Here is a 17,010-nt window from a genome sequence, read left to right on the forward strand (position 1 = left end):
GCAAGTCCAACTCCGGCGGCGAAGAGCGCAGCTTTGGCACCTAAGGCTTTGCACCCGTCACCAGTGATGTCGACAGCCGATTTGCTTGCCTTCCGCTGGCTCTTCCCACGTCCTTTCGCAATTTCCGGCGCGGCGACGTAAGTACCTGTAGTTTCATTCCAGACTGTCTTGTACGACTTGTTCACGATTTCATCCTGTTAAACGCGTGATAACTGGCTCTGATTTGCGGGGGCGGCCGGGTCGGCGCTACGCGCATATCAGACGGTTACCGAAGGAATGAAAAAGCGACCGTACAAACACGAACTGCGGACCGTCTCATTAACCCTTCGGCTGACGATCCAAATATAGGTTTATGCAAAGCTCGCTTTAATGAGAGAAATCCTAAAAGCACACTAATATGTCGCAGACAAGCCTTACTTCAGCAGGAGGCATCTGAAGAAGGTTTGCAAATTTGCAAACTCATCATCACTCCAGCAAAAAATCGAGAACTATCGAAGATCACGACACTGACCACATGAAAATTCACGTTTAAGAATATTCTGATTACCCCAAGGCAGCAGCAAGAGCGATAGCAGCCGGCAAATTGCAATGCGATGCTGCTGGGGCGTGGATCACCGTTCGTCGATGGCAAGCGGATGCTGTGTACTCCAGCCACATAAATCGGTCAAAATAGGACGGTCGATCGCGGGTCGCACCATTCAAATACGAAAACGCATCATGCATATAACGGAAACCGCATATAGGACAATTCCTATTCCGCATTATTTCACGCAATCTGACCCAACTCCAAATTGCCACGAAAAATCGATACATTTTCGGATTTTTCACAAATTCGAATTGAAAATCTCAGAACAATCCTGTTGATAAAGCTGTCCATCGTCCACAAAATCAAATTTCTTTCGCGCAAGCGGCTTCACCGACGTAATAGCGGCAGAACTCAGCCCGATTAGGGAACGCCAACATCGCGGCACCATGGCGACTGCGCGCAACATTGCTCGAGTCGTCGATTCAATAGAAGAGAAACATGAAACACCGGAGCTTCCTAGCCGCTATAGGCCTATCGACATGCGTCCTGGCAGCCGGCCTGAACACACAGGTACACGTCGAGACAACGCTCGCCTCAATGGAGCAAGCATGGCTAGACGGCGCCCTTCAAGGCGACCGAGCCATCCTCAATCAACTGCTCGATGACTCGTTCATCGAGACCATGCCCAACGACGCGCGCCGCAGCAAAGCCGACGTTTTGTTCGCGCCCACGCTGCCGCCCGGCTCCGCACAAACACTCGGGGAACTGAAGGTGCGTGTGTTCGGAAATGTCGCGATGGTTTCCGGTGTCAACCACTACACACCGGCCTCTGGCATGAAAGCAACCAACTACGCTTTCACCCACCTGTACGTGCGACGTGGAGATACATGGCGTGTCGCGTCGTCGCGTACGACGCGCGAGCCCAGCACATAAATGTTCAGTTAGCGCGTCGCCGTCTGCAACTTCAAAATCATGAGGCGCGATTGTCCGCGCCTCTTTTCGTTGTTGGACCTCAGCAAGCTGGCTCAGTGAGCAGTCGCTGCAATGCATGTCTCGACGTCCGTTCCCGCTTTTTTCGCTTCCTGTCCCGCTTCCGCAAGAAGCTTCGCCGCCGCACTCGCCGTAATCCGCCGATGCGCAATCCCCCGCGCATCGAGTGCAATCACCTGATACAGTTCGCGGTCGCGTTCCACTTCGCGCTCGTACTCTTCGCACGTCTCCACCAGCAATTCCAGCAGCACTTGTCGGCTGCGTCGCTCGTGGTTCGTCAATGCAGGATTCCTATATATCGAGGTCGCAAGCGTGGCCAACCGGCTGAGTTGAGTCAACTGCCGTTCGCATGAACCGAATGCCGACAAGGCGAGCTTTTCGTACTGCAGGGCATCGACGGGTGGGCGCGAGGCCGTTTGTTTTTTGATGGACTTGCTCATGGTGCGATCTCCCTAAGACTTGCTGGATCGCCCGACACTCGCTTGCAAGGAGGGTGAGCGGGCACGTAGCGAAGTTGACAGACCGGGCTTGAAACAATCCGGCGAGCCTTACGGCTCCTCCACCACAGCCCGCCCATAGAAAATACAGACGTGCAGAGATAGACGCACGACCCGCCTGGACGGGTGTGCGGTTTCAAGCGCGAGCTGTCAAACTCGACCACCGGTTGTTGCCGATGGTCTGCAAATTATAGATCACCCAACACGCCCATCGGCCGTCCCAATATAGGCTAACAACCGCACTGGCCATTCGGCCTAAGACACCGCGTCACCATCCAGCGCTGCTAAACGAAAAAGGGCGGTTTGCCGAACACCTCAGCAAACCGCCCGTCTACAAAATCAAAAGCCCTAACCCAAACAACCCACTCAACCACCCGCCGCCCTAAAACGGCTTGATCACCACCAACGCCACCGCCGCCAACATCCCCAGCACCGGCAACTCGTTGAACATCCGATACCACTTATCAGTCCGCCGATTCTCGCCGCGCTCGAACGTCCGCAGCAGCACACCGCAATAACCGTGGTAAATCAAAAGCAGCACCACCACGCCAACCTTGGCGTGAATCCATCCCTGCCCGCGCCCAATGCCGATCCCTAGCCACAACCAGAGCCCGCACGCCAGCGCGGGCACGGCGATGAACGTCATGAAGCGGAACAGCTTGCGTGCCATGGTCAACAGACGCGCCGTCGCCGCAGGTTCCGTTTCCATCGCCAGATTGACGAAGATGCGCGGCAAATAGAACAGGCCGGCAAACCAGGAAGCCACCAGCACAATGTGAAACGTCTTGATCCAGAGCATCTGGGTCCTCGGGTTGCGGGTGAATTGTCGTGTGGAGCGGCGGCGGTTATGCCGGTCACGCATCGCGACACAAGGCGATCGAGGGTCGCGGCAATGACAGGATGCAGCGAGAAACGGTCACGCGTGGCCGCATTCCACAGCCACGCTGCCCACCGCGTTCGCGTTATTGGCGCCCTTCACCATGCCCAAGCACGACATACTTGAGCGACGTCAGCCCTTCCAGTCCCACCGGGCCACGCGCGTGCAGTTTGTCGTTGGAAATGCCGATTTCCGCGCCCAGTCCGAACTCAAAACCATCGGCAAAACGCGTCGACGCGTTGACCATCACACTCGCCGAATCCACTTCGCGCAGAAAGCGCATCGCGCGGTCGTGGTCTTCGGTGACGATCGCATCCGTGTGATGCGAGCCGTACTCGTTGATGTGCCCGATTGCCTCATCGATCCCGTCCACGACCTTGATCGCCAGCACCGGCGCGAGATATTCGGTGCGCCAGTCTTCTTCCGTCGCGTCGACCAGAGGCGCCACGCCCGCGTCTTCGAGTACCTTGCGCGCCGCCGCATCCACCCGCAGTTCCACATCTTTTTCGCGATACAGCCTGCCGAGCGCCGGCAGCACTTCAGCCGCGATGCCGCGCGCGACCAGCAGCGTTTCCATCGTGTTGCAGGTGCCGTAGCGGTGCGTCTTTGCGTTGTCGCAGACGGTGAGCGCCTTCGGAATATCCGCGCGGCCGTCGACATACACGTGGCAAATGCCGTCGAGGTGCTTGATCATCGGCACGCGGCCTTCTTCCATCAGGCGCGCGATCAGACTCTTGCCGCCGCGCGGCACGATTACGTCGACGTATTCCGTCATGGTGATCAGCTTGCCGACCGCGGCGCGGTCCGGCGTCGCGACCACCTGCACGGCTTCCTGCGGCAGGCCCGCCCTTTCCAGCCCTTCGCCGATCAGTTTCGCCAACGCAGTGTTGCATTCGAGCGCTTCCGAACCGCCGCGCAGAATCGTCGCGTTGCCGGACTTCAGGCACAGCGCCGCGGCGTCGATGGTCACGTTCGGCCGCGATTCGTAAATGATGCCGATTACGCCGAGTGGCACGCGCATCTGTCCAACCTGAATGCCGCTTGGCCGAAACTTCAGATTGCTGATCTCGCCGATCGGATCGGCCAACGCGGCAACCTGCCGCAAGCCTTCCACCATCGTTTTGAGCGCCTTGTCCGAGAGCGTCAAGCGGTCGATAAACGCGGCGTCGTGACCTTTGTCGCGAGCCCGCGCGAGATCGCGCGCATTGGCTTCTTTCAGCAACGCGGCGTCGCGCTCGATCGCCTCGGCGACAGCGGCAAGCGCAGCGTTCTTCGCCGCCGTGGACGCCCGCGCCATCGCCCGCGATGCCCGGCGGGCGCGGCGACCGAGGTCGGTCATGTACTGGTCGATATCCATGGTGAGTCTCGTAGTGCCGCGCACGCCGAGGTGCAGCGGACAGGCAGAATTAGCGAAAGATCAAACGATTGTAAGTCGGGCCAGGCCGCTTTGCTTACCGCGGTGAAGCGCGTTAGCCGATTGGCCAGGCCTTCATGCGATGAAAACGACGAAACAGCGACGGGCTAGCGGTCCGCGAACATCGGCGCGAGCGGCGCGGTTTTCAGAACCAGCCGGCCGCAAGACAAGCTCCCGCGCCAGCCCTCAGACCGGCCGCCGCGCCGACGCCGCCGCCGAGCTGCGAGGTCGCGCCGGCGGCACGGCCGACGTTTTTGGCGCGGCCACCGTCATGGCGAGTTCGAAGAGGCCGTCCCACGGATCGGGCGGCGGATCGTTGCGATGATTGCCCGGTGTGCCGCCCGACAAACCCTTTACCTGCCGGTCGAGCCTGGCGGCCAGCGCAAGCGCCTTTTCCAGCGCGCCTTCAGTGACACGCGACAGCGCGGGCCCGATCAACCGTTCACGCGGACCCCACACGCGGTTCTCGCGCACCAGCACCGCCAGCGGCTTGCCGGCCGCCGCGCCGCGCTTGATGCGCAGCAGCGTGCGTACTTCTTCGACCACGGCCCACAGCACCAGCACCGCGGCCTCGCCTTCGCCACGCAAGCCGTCGAGCATGCGCGACAAACGGCCCACGTCGCCCGCCAGCATCGCTTCGTTCAGCTTGAAAACATCGTAACGGGCGACGTTGAGCACGGCGTCCTGAACCTGTTCGAAGCTCAACGAACCCGCCGGATACAGCAGCCCGAGCTTCTGAATTTCCTGATGCGCGGCAAGCAGATTACCTTCCACGCGCTCGGCGATAAACGCGAGCGCGCGCCGCCCTTCTTCGCCGGCGGCAACCCGCTGACCCTGCGCTGCAAGCCGCTGCCCAACCCAATTCGGCAACTGCGCGCGCTCGACCGGATCGATTTTCAACGCGACGCCCGCCTCGGACAAAGCCGTGAACCACGCCGACTTCTGCGTGGCCGCGTCGAGCCGCGGCAGCGTGATCATGGTGAGCACGTCGTCATTGACAGCAGCGGCGAGCGCTTTCAGCGCTTCCGCGCCTTCCTTGCCGGGCTTGCCGGACGGAATGCGCAACTCGACCAGCTGGCGGTCGCCGAACAGCGACATCGACTGGCTCGCGCCCAGCAACGAACTCCAGTCGAAGCCGCGCTCCACGGTGAACACCGAGCGGTCCGTAAAGCCGGCCGCGCGCGCCGTGGCGCGAATGCGGTCGCACGCTTCCTGCGCGAGCAGGTGCTCGTCGCCGTACACGACGTACAGTCCGGCGAGTCCCTTGGCGAGATGCGCTTCGAGCGCGTCAAGTCGCAGTTGCATGGCTACCGATCGGCGAGGTTGAACAAAGACGGCAATTCGAACGAATGGTGCGACTCACAGCGGCGGCGGCGGCAACGGCGCGCGCGGCGCAACCGAGGGCACTTCCTCGCCCGGCGCCGGATGCATCGAGCGCACGACGGCCAGACGGCGCGTGAGCTGGTCGATCGCGTCTCTTTCCATGTCGTCGAAGAGAATGTTGCTTTCGGAGGCTTTCGCTTGCGAGAACTGATCGCTATAGGTCATCGCGCGGTTCAACGCGATCACGCTCGGCGGAATCAGCAGCGTGCCGTCCTTGGCCGTCAGCGAATAGTTCATGTTGAGATTCAATTGATACTCTTCGACCACACCCAGCGAGTTCAGCGTCAGCGTGCCGATGCCGCGGCCTTCGGTGATCTGCAACGTGGCGTCGGCATTCGCGACCGACGTGACCACCACCGTGTCGCTGCCGCCTTCCACGATACGCGCGAGACGCGCGCCCGCCGCCGCGGAACCGCCGGCGATATAGAGGCGTTTGAATGCGTAGTCCTGCTGGCCGCGCAACTGGAAGCCGCAAGCGGTCAACATCAGCACGCTGCAAGCCAGCGTCAAAAACGATCTGCGAGTCACATTGGCTCCTGGTTCGCAGTGGATTCCGCAGCGCGGACAAGCGCCGCCATGCGCGGCGGCGCCCTGCCTGCTGTCATGTCTTCGTCGATGCTCACACAACCACGTTCACGAGGCGTCCCGGCACGACGACGATTTTCTTCGGCGCCTTGCCTTCGCTGAACTTCGCGACCATGTCATGCGCGGCCGCGAGCTGTTCGATCGATTCGCGCGAGGCGTCTTTCGCCACCGTGATCGCGCCGCGCACCTTGCCATTCACTTGCAGCACAAGTTCGATCTCGGACTGCTCCAGCGCTTGCTCGTCAACCTTCGGCCACGGCGCGTCGAGCAGCGAGCCGAGTTCGTCGGCGTAACCGAGTTCCTGCCACAACTGGAATGTAAGGTGCGGCACGACCGGATACAGCACGCGCAGCATCACGCTGCACGTTTCGCGCAGCACGGCCGGCCGGGCGCCTTTCGCGCTGTCGAGCGCGTTGAGCATCTTCATGGCGGCCGACACCACCGTGTTGTACTGCAGACGCTGGTAGTCGAAGTCGGCCTGCTTCAGCACGCTGTAAATCTCGCGGCGCAGCGTCTTTTCAACATCGCTCAGTTGCGCGGCGTCGAACGTGCCGCCCTGGCGCAATGCGGCTTCGTTCGCCTGACTGAAGCTCCACACGCGGCGCAGGAAGCGGCTCGCGCCTTCCACACCCGAGCCGGACCATTCGAGCGACTGCTCCGGCGGTGCAGCGAACATCACGAACAGGCGCGCGGTGTCCGCGCCGTGCTGGTCGATCAGCAATTGCGGATCGACGCCGTTGTTCTTCGACTTCGACATTTTCTCGACGCCGCCGAGCACCACCGGCTGACCGTCCTCATTCAGGACGGCGCCGACCGGGCGGCCCTTGTCGTCGAATGAAACGGTCACGTCGGCCGGGTTGTACCAGGTCTTCTTGCCCGCTTCGTTTTCACGGTAATACGTTTCGTTGAGCACCATGCCCTGCGTAAGCAGGTTCCTGGCCGGCTCGCTGAATTTGACGAGGCCCATGTCGCGCATCACCTTCGCCCAGAAGCGCGAATACAAGAGGTGAAGAATCGCGTGTTCGATCCCGCCGATGTACTGATCCATCGGCGCCCAGTAGTCGGTGCGCTCGTCGACCATGGTCTTCGCATCCGGCGACGCATAGCGGTAGAAGTACCACGACGAATCGACGAACGTGTCCATGGTGTCGGTTTCGCGCTTGGCCGCGCCGCCGCAAGTGGGGCAGGTGCAGTTCACAAACGCTTCGGACTTGGCGAGCGGATTGCCCGTGCCGTCCGGCACGAGGTCTTCCGGCAGCACCACCGGCAGATCTTTTTCCGGCACCGGCACGTCGCCGCACGTCGGGCAGTGGATGATCGGAATCGGCGTGCCCCAGTAACGCTGACGCGACACGCCCCAGTCACGCAGACGCCACGTGATCTGTTTGTCGCCGAGGCCGAGTTCCTTCAGGTCCGCGGCGATCTGGTCGACCGCTTCTTCGTAGCCAAGGCCGTCGTACTTGCCGCTGTTGATCAGCGTGCCGGTCTTGTCGGCGTACCATTCTTGCCAGACATCGGTCGAGTATTCCTTGCCTTCAACCGCGACCACCTGCTTGATCGGCAGACCGTATTTCTTCACGAATGCGAAGTCGCGCTCGTCGTGCGCCGGCACGCCCATCACGGCGCCTTCGCCGTAGCTCATCAGCACGTAGTTGCCGATCCACACTTCGATCTGTTCCTGCGTCAGCGGATGCGTGACGTAGAAGCCGGTGGCCATGCCCTTCTTTTCCATGGTCGCGACGTCGGCTTCAGCGACGCCGCCGCGCTTGCATTCCTCGATGAAGGCCTGCAATTCCGGCTTGTCTTTCGCGAGACGCGTGGCGAGCGGATGCTCGGCGGCGATCGCGCAGAAGGTGACGCCCATGATCGTGTCGGCGCGCGTGGTGAACACGCGCAGCAGCTTCTGTTCGCCGTCGATCTCGTACGGGAAGCCGAAGTTCACGCCGAAGCTCTTGCCGATCCAGTTCTGCTGCATGATCTTGACGCGCTCGGGCCAGCCGAGGCCTTCGAGGTCGTTCAGCAGTTCGTCCGCGTACTGCGTGATGCGCATGTAGTACATCGGGATTTCGCGCTTTTCGACGAGCGCGCCCGAACGCCAGCCGCGGCCGTCGATCACCTGCTCGTTGGCGAGCACGGTCTGGTCGACCGGATCCCAGTTGACGGTGCCGGTTTTCTTGTACGCGATGCCCTTTTCCAGCATCTTCAGGAACAGCCACTGGTTCCACTTGTAGTAGTCCGGGCTGCACGTGGCGACTTCGCGCGACCAGTCGATCGCGAGGCCCATGGACTGCATCTGCTTCTTCATGTAAGCGATGTTGTCGTAGGTCCATTTCGCGGGCGGCACGTTGTTGGCCATTGCCGCGTTTTCCGCCGGCATGCCGAATGCGTCCCAACCCATCGGCATCAGCACGTTGTAGCCGTTCATCCGCAGATAGCGGTACATCACGTCGTTGATCGTGTAGTTGCGCACGTGGCCCATGTGCAGCTTGCCCGACGGGTACGGCAGCATCGAGACGCAATAGAACTTGGGCTTGTCGGTGGTTTCCGTCGACTTGTACGCGTCGATGGCGCGCCATTGCCCTTGCGCGGCGGATTCGACGTCGGAAGGAACGTATTTTTCGTGCATGGTGTGATGGGATCGCTGGGTCGGTGCTTTCGCACCGGCCGCTTTGGTGCTCTGCTGGATGAATTGGCGTCGTTTCCCCTTCGGCGGGGGAAAGGGCTGATTATACCGTCCGCGGACGGGTCCGCCGCGCGGCGTGCTGCATGCGACGGCTTGGCTTGGCTTGGCTTGGCTTGGCTTGGCTTGGCTTGGCTTGGCTTGGCTTGGCTTGGCTTGGCTTGGCTTGGCTTGGCTTGGCTTGGCTTGGCTTGGCTTGGCTTGGCTTGGCTTGGCTTGGCTTGGCTTGGCTTGGAAAGTATTTGCGGCGCGCGGCGCGAAAAGCAACTCGCACGCGATCCGGAAAGCGCGACGGCCTCAAAAGCCGCCCGTTCCGCCAATTCCCGCGCCGCTAAGGCTTTGCAGCCGGCGGAGGCGGGTCGGTCACAAAACCGATTCGCTCAAGGCCGGCCTGCTGCGCCGCGCCCATCACCTGCGCGATCACCTCGTAGCGCGTGGAGCGCTCGGCGCGAAGCTGAATCTCCGGCTGATCGCTCTGCTTGCCCGCTTGCGCGAAGCGCGCGCGCATCTGCTCGAGCGTGATCACGCTGCCGTCCCAGTAGAGCTTGCCGGCGGCGTCGATGGAAAGGGAAATGGTTTGCGGCGTCTGGCGCGCGGGCGCGGCCGCGACTTTCGGCAAATCGAGCCGGATCGCGTGCGTGAATAAAGGCGCGGTAATGATAAAAATCACCAGCAGCACCAGCATGACGTCGATCAGCGGCGTCATGTTGATCTCGGCCATGGGCGCGGCCGTCTGCTTTTTCTCGAGTCCGCCGAATGCCATATCGCTCCTTCCGCCCGAGCGCGCTTAGTGGGTCGGGGCCTGCTGGGCCCGCGCCGGCGCCTGCGTGTGGCCCTGCTCCGCCGGTGCGCACACGTAGGCGTGCAGGTCGTGCGCGAAGCCGTCGAGTTCCTCCGACAACTGCCGCACCATCCGCCCGAGCACGTTATAGGCGAGCACTGCCGGAATCGCCACCACAAGGCCGAAGGCGGTCATGATGAGCGCTTCGCCGACCGGCCCGGCGACGTTTTCGATCTGCGCCTGACCGCTCGCCGCGATGCTGCCGAGCGCGTGATAAATGCCCCACACGGTGCCGAGCAGGCCGACGAACGGCGCCGTGCTGCCCACCGAGGCCAGCAGCACCTGGCCGAATTCGAGCCGCCGCTGGGACACGTTGAACGCCTGACGCAACGCCCGCAGCACTCGCTCGCCGCGTTCGACACGCGCGAGCAGTGCGCCCGGAATATCCACTTCAGACGCATGCAGCGCCGCTTCGGCCAGCGGCGTGAAGACGCGCTCGCGGTCCGCGCGCTTTAACGCCGCGACGCCTTCGGACAACGTAGGCGCCTGCCAGAAGAGCGCAATAGCGCGTGCGGCCTGGCGCTTGGCGCGCGTAAGAACCCAGCTTTTGACGATCAAAAAGCACCAGCTCGCAATCGACATGGCCAGCAGCACGTACGCGACGCCATGCGTGATGGCATCGCTGGTTTGCAGGTAATGGATGATGCCGCTGCTGCCTGCCATCTGACCTCGCCATGGAGTTGTGATTTCAGGGGCGCGAACACGAGGCGCGATGCCCCTGGAGTTCGCTCGGGAGATGCTCAGCGCAGACCGAGCACGTCCTGCATGTCGAAGAAACCGGTTGCGTGGCCTTCGAGGAAACTCACAGCACGAAGCGCGCCTTGTGCATACGAAAGACGGCTCGCCGACTTGTGCGTGATTTCGATGCGCTCGCCGATGCCCGCGAACAGCACCGTATGGTCGCCGACGATATCGCCGCCGCGAATCGCCGAAAAACCGATCGTGGACGGGTCGCGTTCGCCCGTCACGCCTTCGCGGCTGTAGACCGCGCAGTCGTCGAGATTGCGGCCGAGCGCGTTGGCGATCACCTCGCCCATGACCAGCGCCGTGCCGGACGGCGCGTCGACCTTGTGGCGATGATGCGCCTCGATGATTTCAATGTCGTAGCCGGTCGCGAAATGCTGGGCCGCGAATTCGAGCAGCTTCAGCGTGACGTTCACGCCGACGCTCATGTTCGCCGAGAACATGATGGCGATCTTGTCCGCCGCGGCGCGCAACTGCGCCTTCTGCTCGTTGTCGAAGCCGGTCGTGCCGATCACCATTTTCACGTTGTGACGCTGGGCCGCTTCGAGATGCATCAGCGTGCCTTCGGGGCGCGTGAAGTCGATCAGGTAATCGGATTCGGCGAACACGCGCTCGATGTCGTCGGTCAGCACAACGCCCGTCTGTTTGCCCAGAAATGCGCCAGCGTCCTGACCGAGTTGCGGAGAGCCCGCGCGGTCGAGCGCACCGGACAGCGTGGCGTCGGAATCGTTAAGGACTGTTTCGATGAGCATGCGGCCCATACGGCCCGATGCGCCAGCAATGGCAATTTTCATGGCTACGAGGGTTCGAAAGGCAAAACCCGGCAAGGCGGGCAAAAGCGGCGGCGGGCAGCACACCCAGGCGCCGCGCATGACTGAAAACGAAGAACCGGACGGACGCTTTGCGCGGTGCGGTTGCCCGCGCGCAGCGCCTGTCTTAACAGCCTGTCTTAACACACGGACAGCGCGATTAGCCGCCCGTTCCCGAAGCCGGAGAAGAGGTTAGCGGCGCGTTGTGCGTCGGGCCGCTGTTGCTGCTCTGCGGGCCCGTCGGTCCAACCGGATTGCTGTTGTCCGTGCCCGGATTTTGCGGCGGCGGCGGACGGTGGAACTGGAACTGCGGCTGACCCGCGGCCGTCGGGCTCTGTTGCGGGATGCCGCCGCCGTTGGCGGTCGGCGCGCTCGGCACGCTCGGACGCGCATTGGGCGACAACTGCACCGCATTGGTCGCACGATTGGCGGCTTGCGCGGCTTCGGCGTTGGCGTCCGTGGACGGCACGCCCGCTGCGGCAGCGCCGGCAACGGTCGGCGAACGCGTGGTGTCGAGCGTGGCCGGCGCGGTTGCGGCAACCGGCGCGCTCGCCTCGCTGGCGCCAGCGGCCACGGCCGCCGCGGCCTTCTTCTTACCCAGCTTGTCGCCGTCGATTTCAGCCAGCAATTCGAGGTTGGACGGCAGATCTTCGCCGCCCGACCAGCTGGCGACACGGTCGCCGGCGAACATCACTACGAAGTCGCGCTGCTGAACGACGCTCGTCGAGCCGCGCTTGAAATAGAACACGTAGTCCCAGCGATCGGCGTGGAACATGTCGGTCAGGAGCGGCGTGCCGAGCAGTTGCTTGACCTGCGCGCGGGACAAGCCGACCTGCATCTGTGCAGCCGCTTCTTTCGAGACAAAATTGCCTTGCACCACTGTAATGCGGTACGGCGTGATGCTTTGGGCAATACGCTGTGTCAGGCTGTCGTACGTGGAACATCCGGCAAGAACCGCGACAGTCGCAACAGCGATCAAGGTACCCCGCATGCGGCTCCCCCGGTAGATCAATTGAGATTTTGAAATCATTTCACTCACCGTGCGGGCCCGCTGACGAGCCGCGCGAGTTTCATTCCATCGAAGATGACCAGAACGGCAAAAACACATTACTATGAGAGCCCAGCATTGTACTCTAGGGATCCCTTGTCATGACCAATCCAACCGATCTCAAGAATATCGGGCTCAAGGCGACCCTTCCGCGCCTCAAAATCCTTGAGATTTTTCAGCACAGCCCGGTGCGCCACCTGACGGCCGAAGACGTGTACCGCAACCTGCTGCACGAAGAACTCGATATCGGTCTTGCAACCGTATATCGCGTGCTGACGCAATTCGAGCAGGCGGGTCTGCTCTCGCGCAGCAATTTCGAGTCGGGTAAGGCGGTGTTCGAACTGAACGAAGGGTCGCACCACGACCACCTCGTTTGCCTCGATTGCGGGCTCGTCGAAGAATTTTTCGACTCGGAAATCGAGAGCCGTCAGCAGTCCATCGCGAAAGAACGCGGCTTCAAGCTGCAGGAACACGCTCTGGCCCTGTACGGCGCCTGCACCAAGGAGAACTGCCCGCATCGCAAGCATTGATGCGGCGCCGGCCGCGCCGGGTGCGCGGTGCAGGCGGGCAGAAAAAGACCCGGCGGATGCGAATCGGCCGGGTCTTTTTGCATCTGCGCGGTGAATCTGCGGGAAGGCTTTTTACGACCCTATTCCACCAACTCGGCGCTCGCTTCAAACGTGAGCCGCCACGGCTCTGCCAATGACAATTCGTCGCAATTAGGCTGCTCGCCGCCACGATCCACCACCACGAAATCGCTCACCCGATCGAGCGCGAGCAACGGGTGATGCCAGACGCCTTTCGCGTAGTTCACGCCCTGCCACGCGTCGGTCCAGAAGGCGCGCATCTGCGCCGGATCGAACGCGCCGGCTGGCGCGACGACCACCAGATAACGCCCCGCCATTAAGGGAATGAAAGCCTGGCTGCCGAGCGGATGCCGCTCCATCATCGTGATTTCGACCGGCAGCGCGCGCGGTTGCGCGCGGAACAGGTTGATCAGCGGCCGCCCGCCATGCTCCGTCACGTCGACGCCGGCCAGATCGTGATAACGCTCGGTCGTGCCGCCGTTGATGGCGAAATGCCGCGCGCCGTCCAGTTCGATCACGTCGCCGAACGGCGCGAAGGCTGCGCGCGTGAGGCGTTCCATCTGCAATGTCTTCATCGACGCCACCCCGCTATGCGATTTCGCCCCATAGGCGCAGGCGCGACACGCCGCCGTCAGGAAAGATATTGAAACGAACATGCGTGACCGGGCCCGGCGACGCGAGGTTGTCCGTGAAGGTGTGCACGTGGTCCATCTGCAGTTTCTGTTCGTCGAGCAGCACCGGCCAGAACATTGCCTGCGTGACGAGCGAATCGTCCGTGCCGCCCGTCACCGACGCGGCTTGCAGCGAGCAGCGGTCCGGGAAGTTGCCCTTGAAGTGCGCCGTATCCACTTCGATCTTGCGGATCACGCCGGGCCGTGCCAACGCGACAATCGCCCAGTCGTTGCCCGGCTCGCGACGGCGCCGCGTTTCCCAGCCGTCGCCCATGTTGACGCCGCGGCCCGGCATCAGCATCTGCGAGGCCGGCCCGAAGTGCTGGTTGTTCGCCGCGACCAGATACGCTCCGTTCTCGATCGCCGCCAGATCCAACAGCGTGCCGCGCTCCACGCGCTCCCAATCGCGCTTCGGCTGGCCATACACGCGCAGGCGCGCGAGGCCGCCATCCGGATACAGATTCACACGCAGATGGGTGAAGGCGCGCGCGTCGTTCACGTCGACGTAATGATGTTGATTGCCCTGCAGCGTGGTGGCCGGCACGAGGGTTTGCCAGTCGGCGTTATCGGCCGGCACGTCGCCGTCCGCGTAGCAGGCGTCGATCGACGCGGCCGGCGGGAAGTTGCCGGTGAAGTGGCTCGTGTCGAGATCCACGCCGTGCACGACGCCCGGGTGGGCGAGGCGGATCACGCAGTAGTCGTGGCCGGTGGTGCGCTTGCGGCGGGTTTCCCAGCCGTCCATCCACTTGCCGTGATCGTCGTATTTGCCGGGGATGAACACCGCCGGTTGCGGCTCGAGCATGCGTTCTTTCGGCGCGAAGAATTCGTCGCTGGCGAAAAGCGCCTTCGCGCCCAGACGCGGGTCGGCGAGGTTCATGTAGCGACGGGTGAAGGCGGGAGCGTTGGGGTCGAGGATCGGATTAGCCATGGTCGTCTAGTCTCGGTCAGGCAGCGAAAAAGTGAAGGAGAGTCGGCATTCTTCAGATCTGCCGGCGCTGGGAGCGCGCTGCAAGGGCGCGCGGTTTCTAATGACGGTTTCTCAGGTTCAGACAGCCGGAGCGTGCTCGCCGGCGGCAGCGGGTTCGGCATCTTCACCGGCCGGGACGTAACGCAGAGCCGCGTCACGATTCAAGACGCGATGCGCGCGCGCCCGGTCGATATCGTTTTCCCACACGGCGACCACCACCGTCGCCACGCAGTTGCCGATCAGGTTGGTCAGCGCGCGGGCAATGCCGACGAACCAGTCGACCGGCAGGATCAGCACAAGGCCGAGCACGGGGATCGCCGGAATCGCCGACAACGTGGCGGCCAGAATCACGATCGCCGAGCCGGGAATGCCGTGCGCGCCCTTCGACGTCACCAGCGACACCAGCACCACGACGATCAGGTCATGCACCGACAGCGGCGTGTTGGTGGCCTGCGCGATGAAGATGACCGCGAGCGTGAGATAGATGGAGAACCCGTCGAGATTGAACGAGTAGCCAGTCGGAATGACGAGACCGACGGTCGAATCCTTCACGCCCATCCATTCGAGCTTGCGCATGATCTGCGGCAGCACGGCGTCCGACGAGGCGGTGCCGAGCACAATCGACAGTTCTTCGCGCAGGTAGCGAATCAGCTTGAAAATGCTGAAGCCCGCGAGGCGCATGACGACGCCCAGCACGACGGCGACGAACACGAAACAGCTCACATAGAACACGAGCACCAGCATGCCGAGCTGCTTGAGCGACTCGACGCCATACGTGCCGGTGGTGAACGCGATTGCTCCGAGCACGCCGAGCGGTGCGAGCTTGATGATGAAGCCCATCACGCGGAAAAACACTTGCGACAGCTCGTCGATGAGGCTGCTCACGCGCTGCGCCTTACTGCCGAGCAGCGACAGCGCCGAGCCGAACAGCACCGAAAAGACGAGGATTTGCAGAATGTCACCGGTGGCGAACGCGTTGATCGCCGTGTCGGGGATGATCTTCAGCAGAAAGCCGGCCGTGTCCTTGAGGCTCTTCGCGTGCTCGGTGTAGGTCGAGAGCGAGGCCGGATCCAGCGAGTGCAGATCGATGTTCATGCCGACGCCCGGACGCGTGACATACGCCAGGATCGCGCCGATCACGAGCGCGATCGTCGTCATCACCTCGAAGTAGATCACGGCCTTGAGGCCGACGCGCCCCACTTTACGCAAATCGCCGGCATGCGCCATGCCGCTGACCACGACACAAAAGACGATGGGCCCGATCACCATCTTGATCAGCTTGAGAAAGCCGTCGCCGAGCGGGCGCAGCGATTGAGCGAAATGCGGAAAAACGGCGCCGACCACGATGCCCGCCACTAGCGCTATGACGACCCGCCCAAACAGCGAATTGAAAAATTTCAACACGGCTTCCTCCTGATTGCGATTCACATCTGTTCAGACTGGTCCGACCAGTGCTGTTATCTCGAATAGTAGGAAGCCGATATACTGACGTCAAGGATTCATAAAACGGTGTTTACCCGCTGTTTTCGTGGCGGTTTTGGGTCCGATCAGCGCCGGCGAGCAGCAAGCCGCACGAACGTTCAGACCACGCATTACAATGCTGGTCAGACCGCGCTTCCACAGTGAGCTAACGATGAAAAACGTCCCGCATACCGTTACCGATGCCGCCATCGCGACCATCCGCGAACGGATCGAAGCGGGCGTCTATCCGGTGGGCAGTTTGCTGCCGGCGCAGCGTCAACTTTCCGAAGAACTCTCGATCAGCCGCGCGTCGCTGCGCGAAGCGCTTTCGACACTCGAAGCGCTCGGCCTGCTGGTGATTCGACCCGGCAAGGGCGTCTACGTGGAAAGCGCGCAGGCGTCGGCCGCGCATGCGTGGCGCTTCGCGGAGCAGTCGTCGCTGCCGGACACCTATCAGATGCGCTTCGCGTTGGAAGGCTTTATAGCGCGCATGGCGGCGCTTGCGGTCAGCGATTCCGACCTCGCCTGGCTCGAAGCCAACATCACGGCCATGCAAACAGCGCTCGCCTGCGACGAACTCGACGAAGCCGCCCGCCTCGACTACGACTTCCACATGCGCATCGTCAACATTGCCGGCAACGCGGCGATCGAATCGATTCTGAGCAGCAGCGCGGAAATCATGAAGGAAAGCCAGCGCATGCCGTTCTACCGGCGCGAATTGGTGCTGTCCACGTACAGCGAGCATCGCGTGATTCTGGACGCGCTCAAGGCGCGCGATTCCGCCGCGGCCGGCAAAGCCATCGAGACGCACATCTCGAACGCCGCGCAGCGCGCCGGGGTCTATTTCCCGACGCCGCAGACGCAGACGCAGACGCAACCGCAGGCATAGGCGAAAAAAAACCGCTCCGAAGAGCGGTTTTTCTTTGCCCA

Annotated in this window: 16 protein-coding genes and 1 pseudogene; 3 read left to right on the forward strand and 14 right to left on the reverse strand. The window is 62.3% G+C overall.

Features of this window, described 5'->3' with window-relative positions; all coding sequences use genetic code 11:
* Positions 1-62: 62 nt before the first annotated feature.
* Positions 63-185, reverse strand: a pseudogene (locus tag B0G80_RS48045) (ESPR domain-containing protein); the annotation flags it as partial.
* 938 nt (positions 186-1,123) lie between these two features.
* Here B0G80_RS48045 and B0G80_RS13185 point away from each other — a divergent pair.
* The gene (locus B0G80_RS13185) at positions 1,124-1,459 is read left to right on the forward strand and encodes a nuclear transport factor 2 family protein (RefSeq protein WP_181919951.1); all 336 of its coding nucleotides are present in this window, start codon (positions 1,124-1,126) and stop codon (positions 1,457-1,459) included.
* Positions 1,460-1,551: 92 nt separating this feature from the next.
* Here B0G80_RS13185 and B0G80_RS13190 read toward each other — a convergent pair whose 3' ends face one another.
* The 10 genes from B0G80_RS13190 to B0G80_RS13240 form a co-directional block, all read right to left on the reverse strand.
* Positions 1,552-1,956, reverse strand: coding sequence for a hypothetical protein (locus B0G80_RS13190; protein WP_116118287.1), 405 nt, complete (start codon positions 1,954-1,956; stop codon positions 1,552-1,554).
* A 439-nt stretch (positions 1,957-2,395) separates the two neighbouring features.
* Positions 2,396-2,812 carry a CopD family protein gene (locus B0G80_RS13195; protein ID WP_116118288.1) on the reverse strand — a complete coding sequence of 139 codons (417 nt, stop codon included), beginning with the start codon at positions 2,810-2,812 and terminating at the stop codon, positions 2,396-2,398.
* Between the two features lie 163 nt (positions 2,813-2,975).
* A complete protein-coding gene (locus tag B0G80_RS13200; RefSeq protein ID WP_116118289.1) occupies positions 2,976-4,247 on the reverse strand; it encodes a glutamate-5-semialdehyde dehydrogenase in 1,272 nt (423 codons plus the stop codon).
* 243 nt (positions 4,248-4,490) lie between these two features.
* Positions 4,491-5,609 carry a DNA polymerase III subunit delta gene (gene holA / locus B0G80_RS13205; protein WP_116118290.1) on the reverse strand — a complete coding sequence of 373 codons (1,119 nt, stop codon included), beginning with the start codon at positions 5,607-5,609 and terminating at the stop codon, positions 4,491-4,493.
* Between the two features lie 54 nt (positions 5,610-5,663).
* Positions 5,664-6,215, reverse strand: coding sequence for an LPS assembly lipoprotein LptE (gene lptE / locus B0G80_RS13210; RefSeq protein ID WP_116118291.1), 552 nt, complete (start codon positions 6,213-6,215; stop codon positions 5,664-5,666).
* 91 nt (positions 6,216-6,306) lie between these two features.
* The gene (gene leuS / locus B0G80_RS13215) at positions 6,307-8,898 is read right to left on the reverse strand and encodes a leucine--tRNA ligase (RefSeq protein WP_116118292.1); all 2,592 of its coding nucleotides are present in this window, start codon (positions 8,896-8,898) and stop codon (positions 6,307-6,309) included.
* Between the two features lie 385 nt (positions 8,899-9,283).
* Complete coding sequence (locus B0G80_RS13225; RefSeq protein WP_106285233.1) at positions 9,284-9,715, reverse strand: biopolymer transporter ExbD; 432 nt, start codon at positions 9,713-9,715, stop codon at positions 9,284-9,286.
* A gap of 24 nt (positions 9,716-9,739) precedes the next feature.
* Positions 9,740-10,456, reverse strand: a complete 717-nt coding sequence (locus B0G80_RS13230) for a MotA/TolQ/ExbB proton channel family protein (RefSeq protein WP_116118294.1) — start codon at positions 10,454-10,456, stop codon at positions 9,740-9,742.
* 77 nt (positions 10,457-10,533) lie between these two features.
* Positions 10,534-11,331, reverse strand: a complete 798-nt coding sequence (gene dapB, locus B0G80_RS13235; protein WP_116118295.1) for a 4-hydroxy-tetrahydrodipicolinate reductase — start codon at positions 11,329-11,331, stop codon at positions 10,534-10,536.
* 175 nt (positions 11,332-11,506) lie between these two features.
* Entirely contained in the window at positions 11,507-12,337 is an 831-nt protein-coding gene (locus B0G80_RS13240) for an outer membrane protein assembly factor BamE (protein ID WP_106285230.1), read from the reverse strand.
* Between the two features lie 158 nt (positions 12,338-12,495).
* Between B0G80_RS13240 and fur the strand changes: the two genes are divergently transcribed.
* Positions 12,496-12,924: a ferric iron uptake transcriptional regulator gene (gene fur / locus B0G80_RS13245; protein WP_012434340.1), complete on the forward strand. Its 429-nt coding sequence runs from the start codon at positions 12,496-12,498 to the stop codon at positions 12,922-12,924.
* 119 nt (positions 12,925-13,043) lie between these two features.
* On the opposite strand, the gene B0G80_RS13250 is transcribed toward fur, so the two are convergent.
* The 3 genes from B0G80_RS13250 to B0G80_RS13260 form a co-directional block, all read right to left on the reverse strand.
* Positions 13,044-13,556, reverse strand: coding sequence for an ureidoglycolate lyase (locus B0G80_RS13250; RefSeq protein WP_116119644.1), 513 nt, complete (start codon positions 13,554-13,556; stop codon positions 13,044-13,046).
* A 13-nt stretch (positions 13,557-13,569) separates the two neighbouring features.
* Positions 13,570-14,580 carry an allantoicase gene (gene alc / locus B0G80_RS13255; RefSeq protein WP_116118296.1) on the reverse strand — a complete coding sequence of 337 codons (1,011 nt, stop codon included), beginning with the start codon at positions 14,578-14,580 and terminating at the stop codon, positions 13,570-13,572.
* A 117-nt stretch (positions 14,581-14,697) separates the two neighbouring features.
* Complete coding sequence (locus tag B0G80_RS13260; RefSeq protein WP_116119645.1) at positions 14,698-16,023, reverse strand: C4-dicarboxylate transporter DctA; 1,326 nt, start codon at positions 16,021-16,023, stop codon at positions 14,698-14,700.
* Positions 16,024-16,252: 229 nt separating this feature from the next.
* Here B0G80_RS13260 and B0G80_RS13265 point away from each other — a divergent pair, with 229 nt between their 5' ends.
* Positions 16,253-16,969, forward strand: a complete 717-nt coding sequence (locus B0G80_RS13265) for a FadR/GntR family transcriptional regulator (protein WP_116118297.1) — start codon at positions 16,253-16,255, stop codon at positions 16,967-16,969.
* Positions 16,970-17,010 lie beyond the last annotated feature (41 nt).

Source organism: Paraburkholderia sp. BL6669N2 (genome assembly GCF_003387275.1).
In the GTDB taxonomy this organism is placed as follows: Bacteria; Pseudomonadota; Gammaproteobacteria; order Burkholderiales; family Burkholderiaceae; genus Paraburkholderia.

What these genes read in the sequence shown, in the direction of transcription:
- B0G80_RS13185 (WP_181919951.1), top strand. Translation starts at nt 1,124, where the DNA reads ATGGAGCAAGCATGGCTAGACGGCGCCCTTCAAGGCGACCGAGCCATC.
- B0G80_RS13190 (WP_116118287.1), bottom strand. Translation starts at nt 1,956, where the DNA reads ATGAGCAAGTCCATCAAAAAACAAACGGCCTCGCGCCCACCCGTCGAT.
- B0G80_RS13195 (WP_116118288.1), bottom strand. Translation starts at nt 2,812, where the DNA reads ATGCTCTGGATCAAGACGTTTCACATTGTGCTGGTGGCTTCCTGGTTT.
- B0G80_RS13200 (WP_116118289.1), bottom strand. Translation starts at nt 4,247, where the DNA reads ATGGATATCGACCAGTACATGACCGACCTCGGTCGCCGCGCCCGCCGG.
- holA (WP_116118290.1), bottom strand. Translation starts at nt 5,609, where the DNA reads ATGCAACTGCGACTTGACGCGCTCGAAGCGCATCTCGCCAAGGGACTC.
- leuS (WP_116118292.1), bottom strand. Translation starts at nt 8,898, where the DNA reads ATGCACGAAAAATACGTTCCTTCCGACGTCGAATCCGCCGCGCAAGGG.
- B0G80_RS13225 (WP_106285233.1), bottom strand. Translation starts at nt 9,715, where the DNA reads ATGGCATTCGGCGGACTCGAGAAAAAGCAGACGGCCGCGCCCATGGCC.
- B0G80_RS13230 (WP_116118294.1), bottom strand. Translation starts at nt 10,456, where the DNA reads ATGGCAGGCAGCAGCGGCATCATCCATTACCTGCAAACCAGCGATGCC.
- dapB (WP_116118295.1), bottom strand. Translation starts at nt 11,331, where the DNA reads ATGAAAATTGCCATTGCTGGCGCATCGGGCCGTATGGGCCGCATGCTC.
- B0G80_RS13240 (WP_106285230.1), bottom strand. Translation starts at nt 12,337, where the DNA reads ATGCGGGGTACCTTGATCGCTGTTGCGACTGTCGCGGTTCTTGCCGGA.
- fur (WP_012434340.1), top strand. Translation starts at nt 12,496, where the DNA reads ATGACCAATCCAACCGATCTCAAGAATATCGGGCTCAAGGCGACCCTT.
- B0G80_RS13250 (WP_116119644.1), bottom strand. Translation starts at nt 13,556, where the DNA reads ATGAAGACATTGCAGATGGAACGCCTCACGCGCGCAGCCTTCGCGCCG.
- alc (WP_116118296.1), bottom strand. Translation starts at nt 14,580, where the DNA reads ATGGCTAATCCGATCCTCGACCCCAACGCTCCCGCCTTCACCCGTCGC.
- B0G80_RS13265 (WP_116118297.1), top strand. Translation starts at nt 16,253, where the DNA reads ATGAAAAACGTCCCGCATACCGTTACCGATGCCGCCATCGCGACCATC.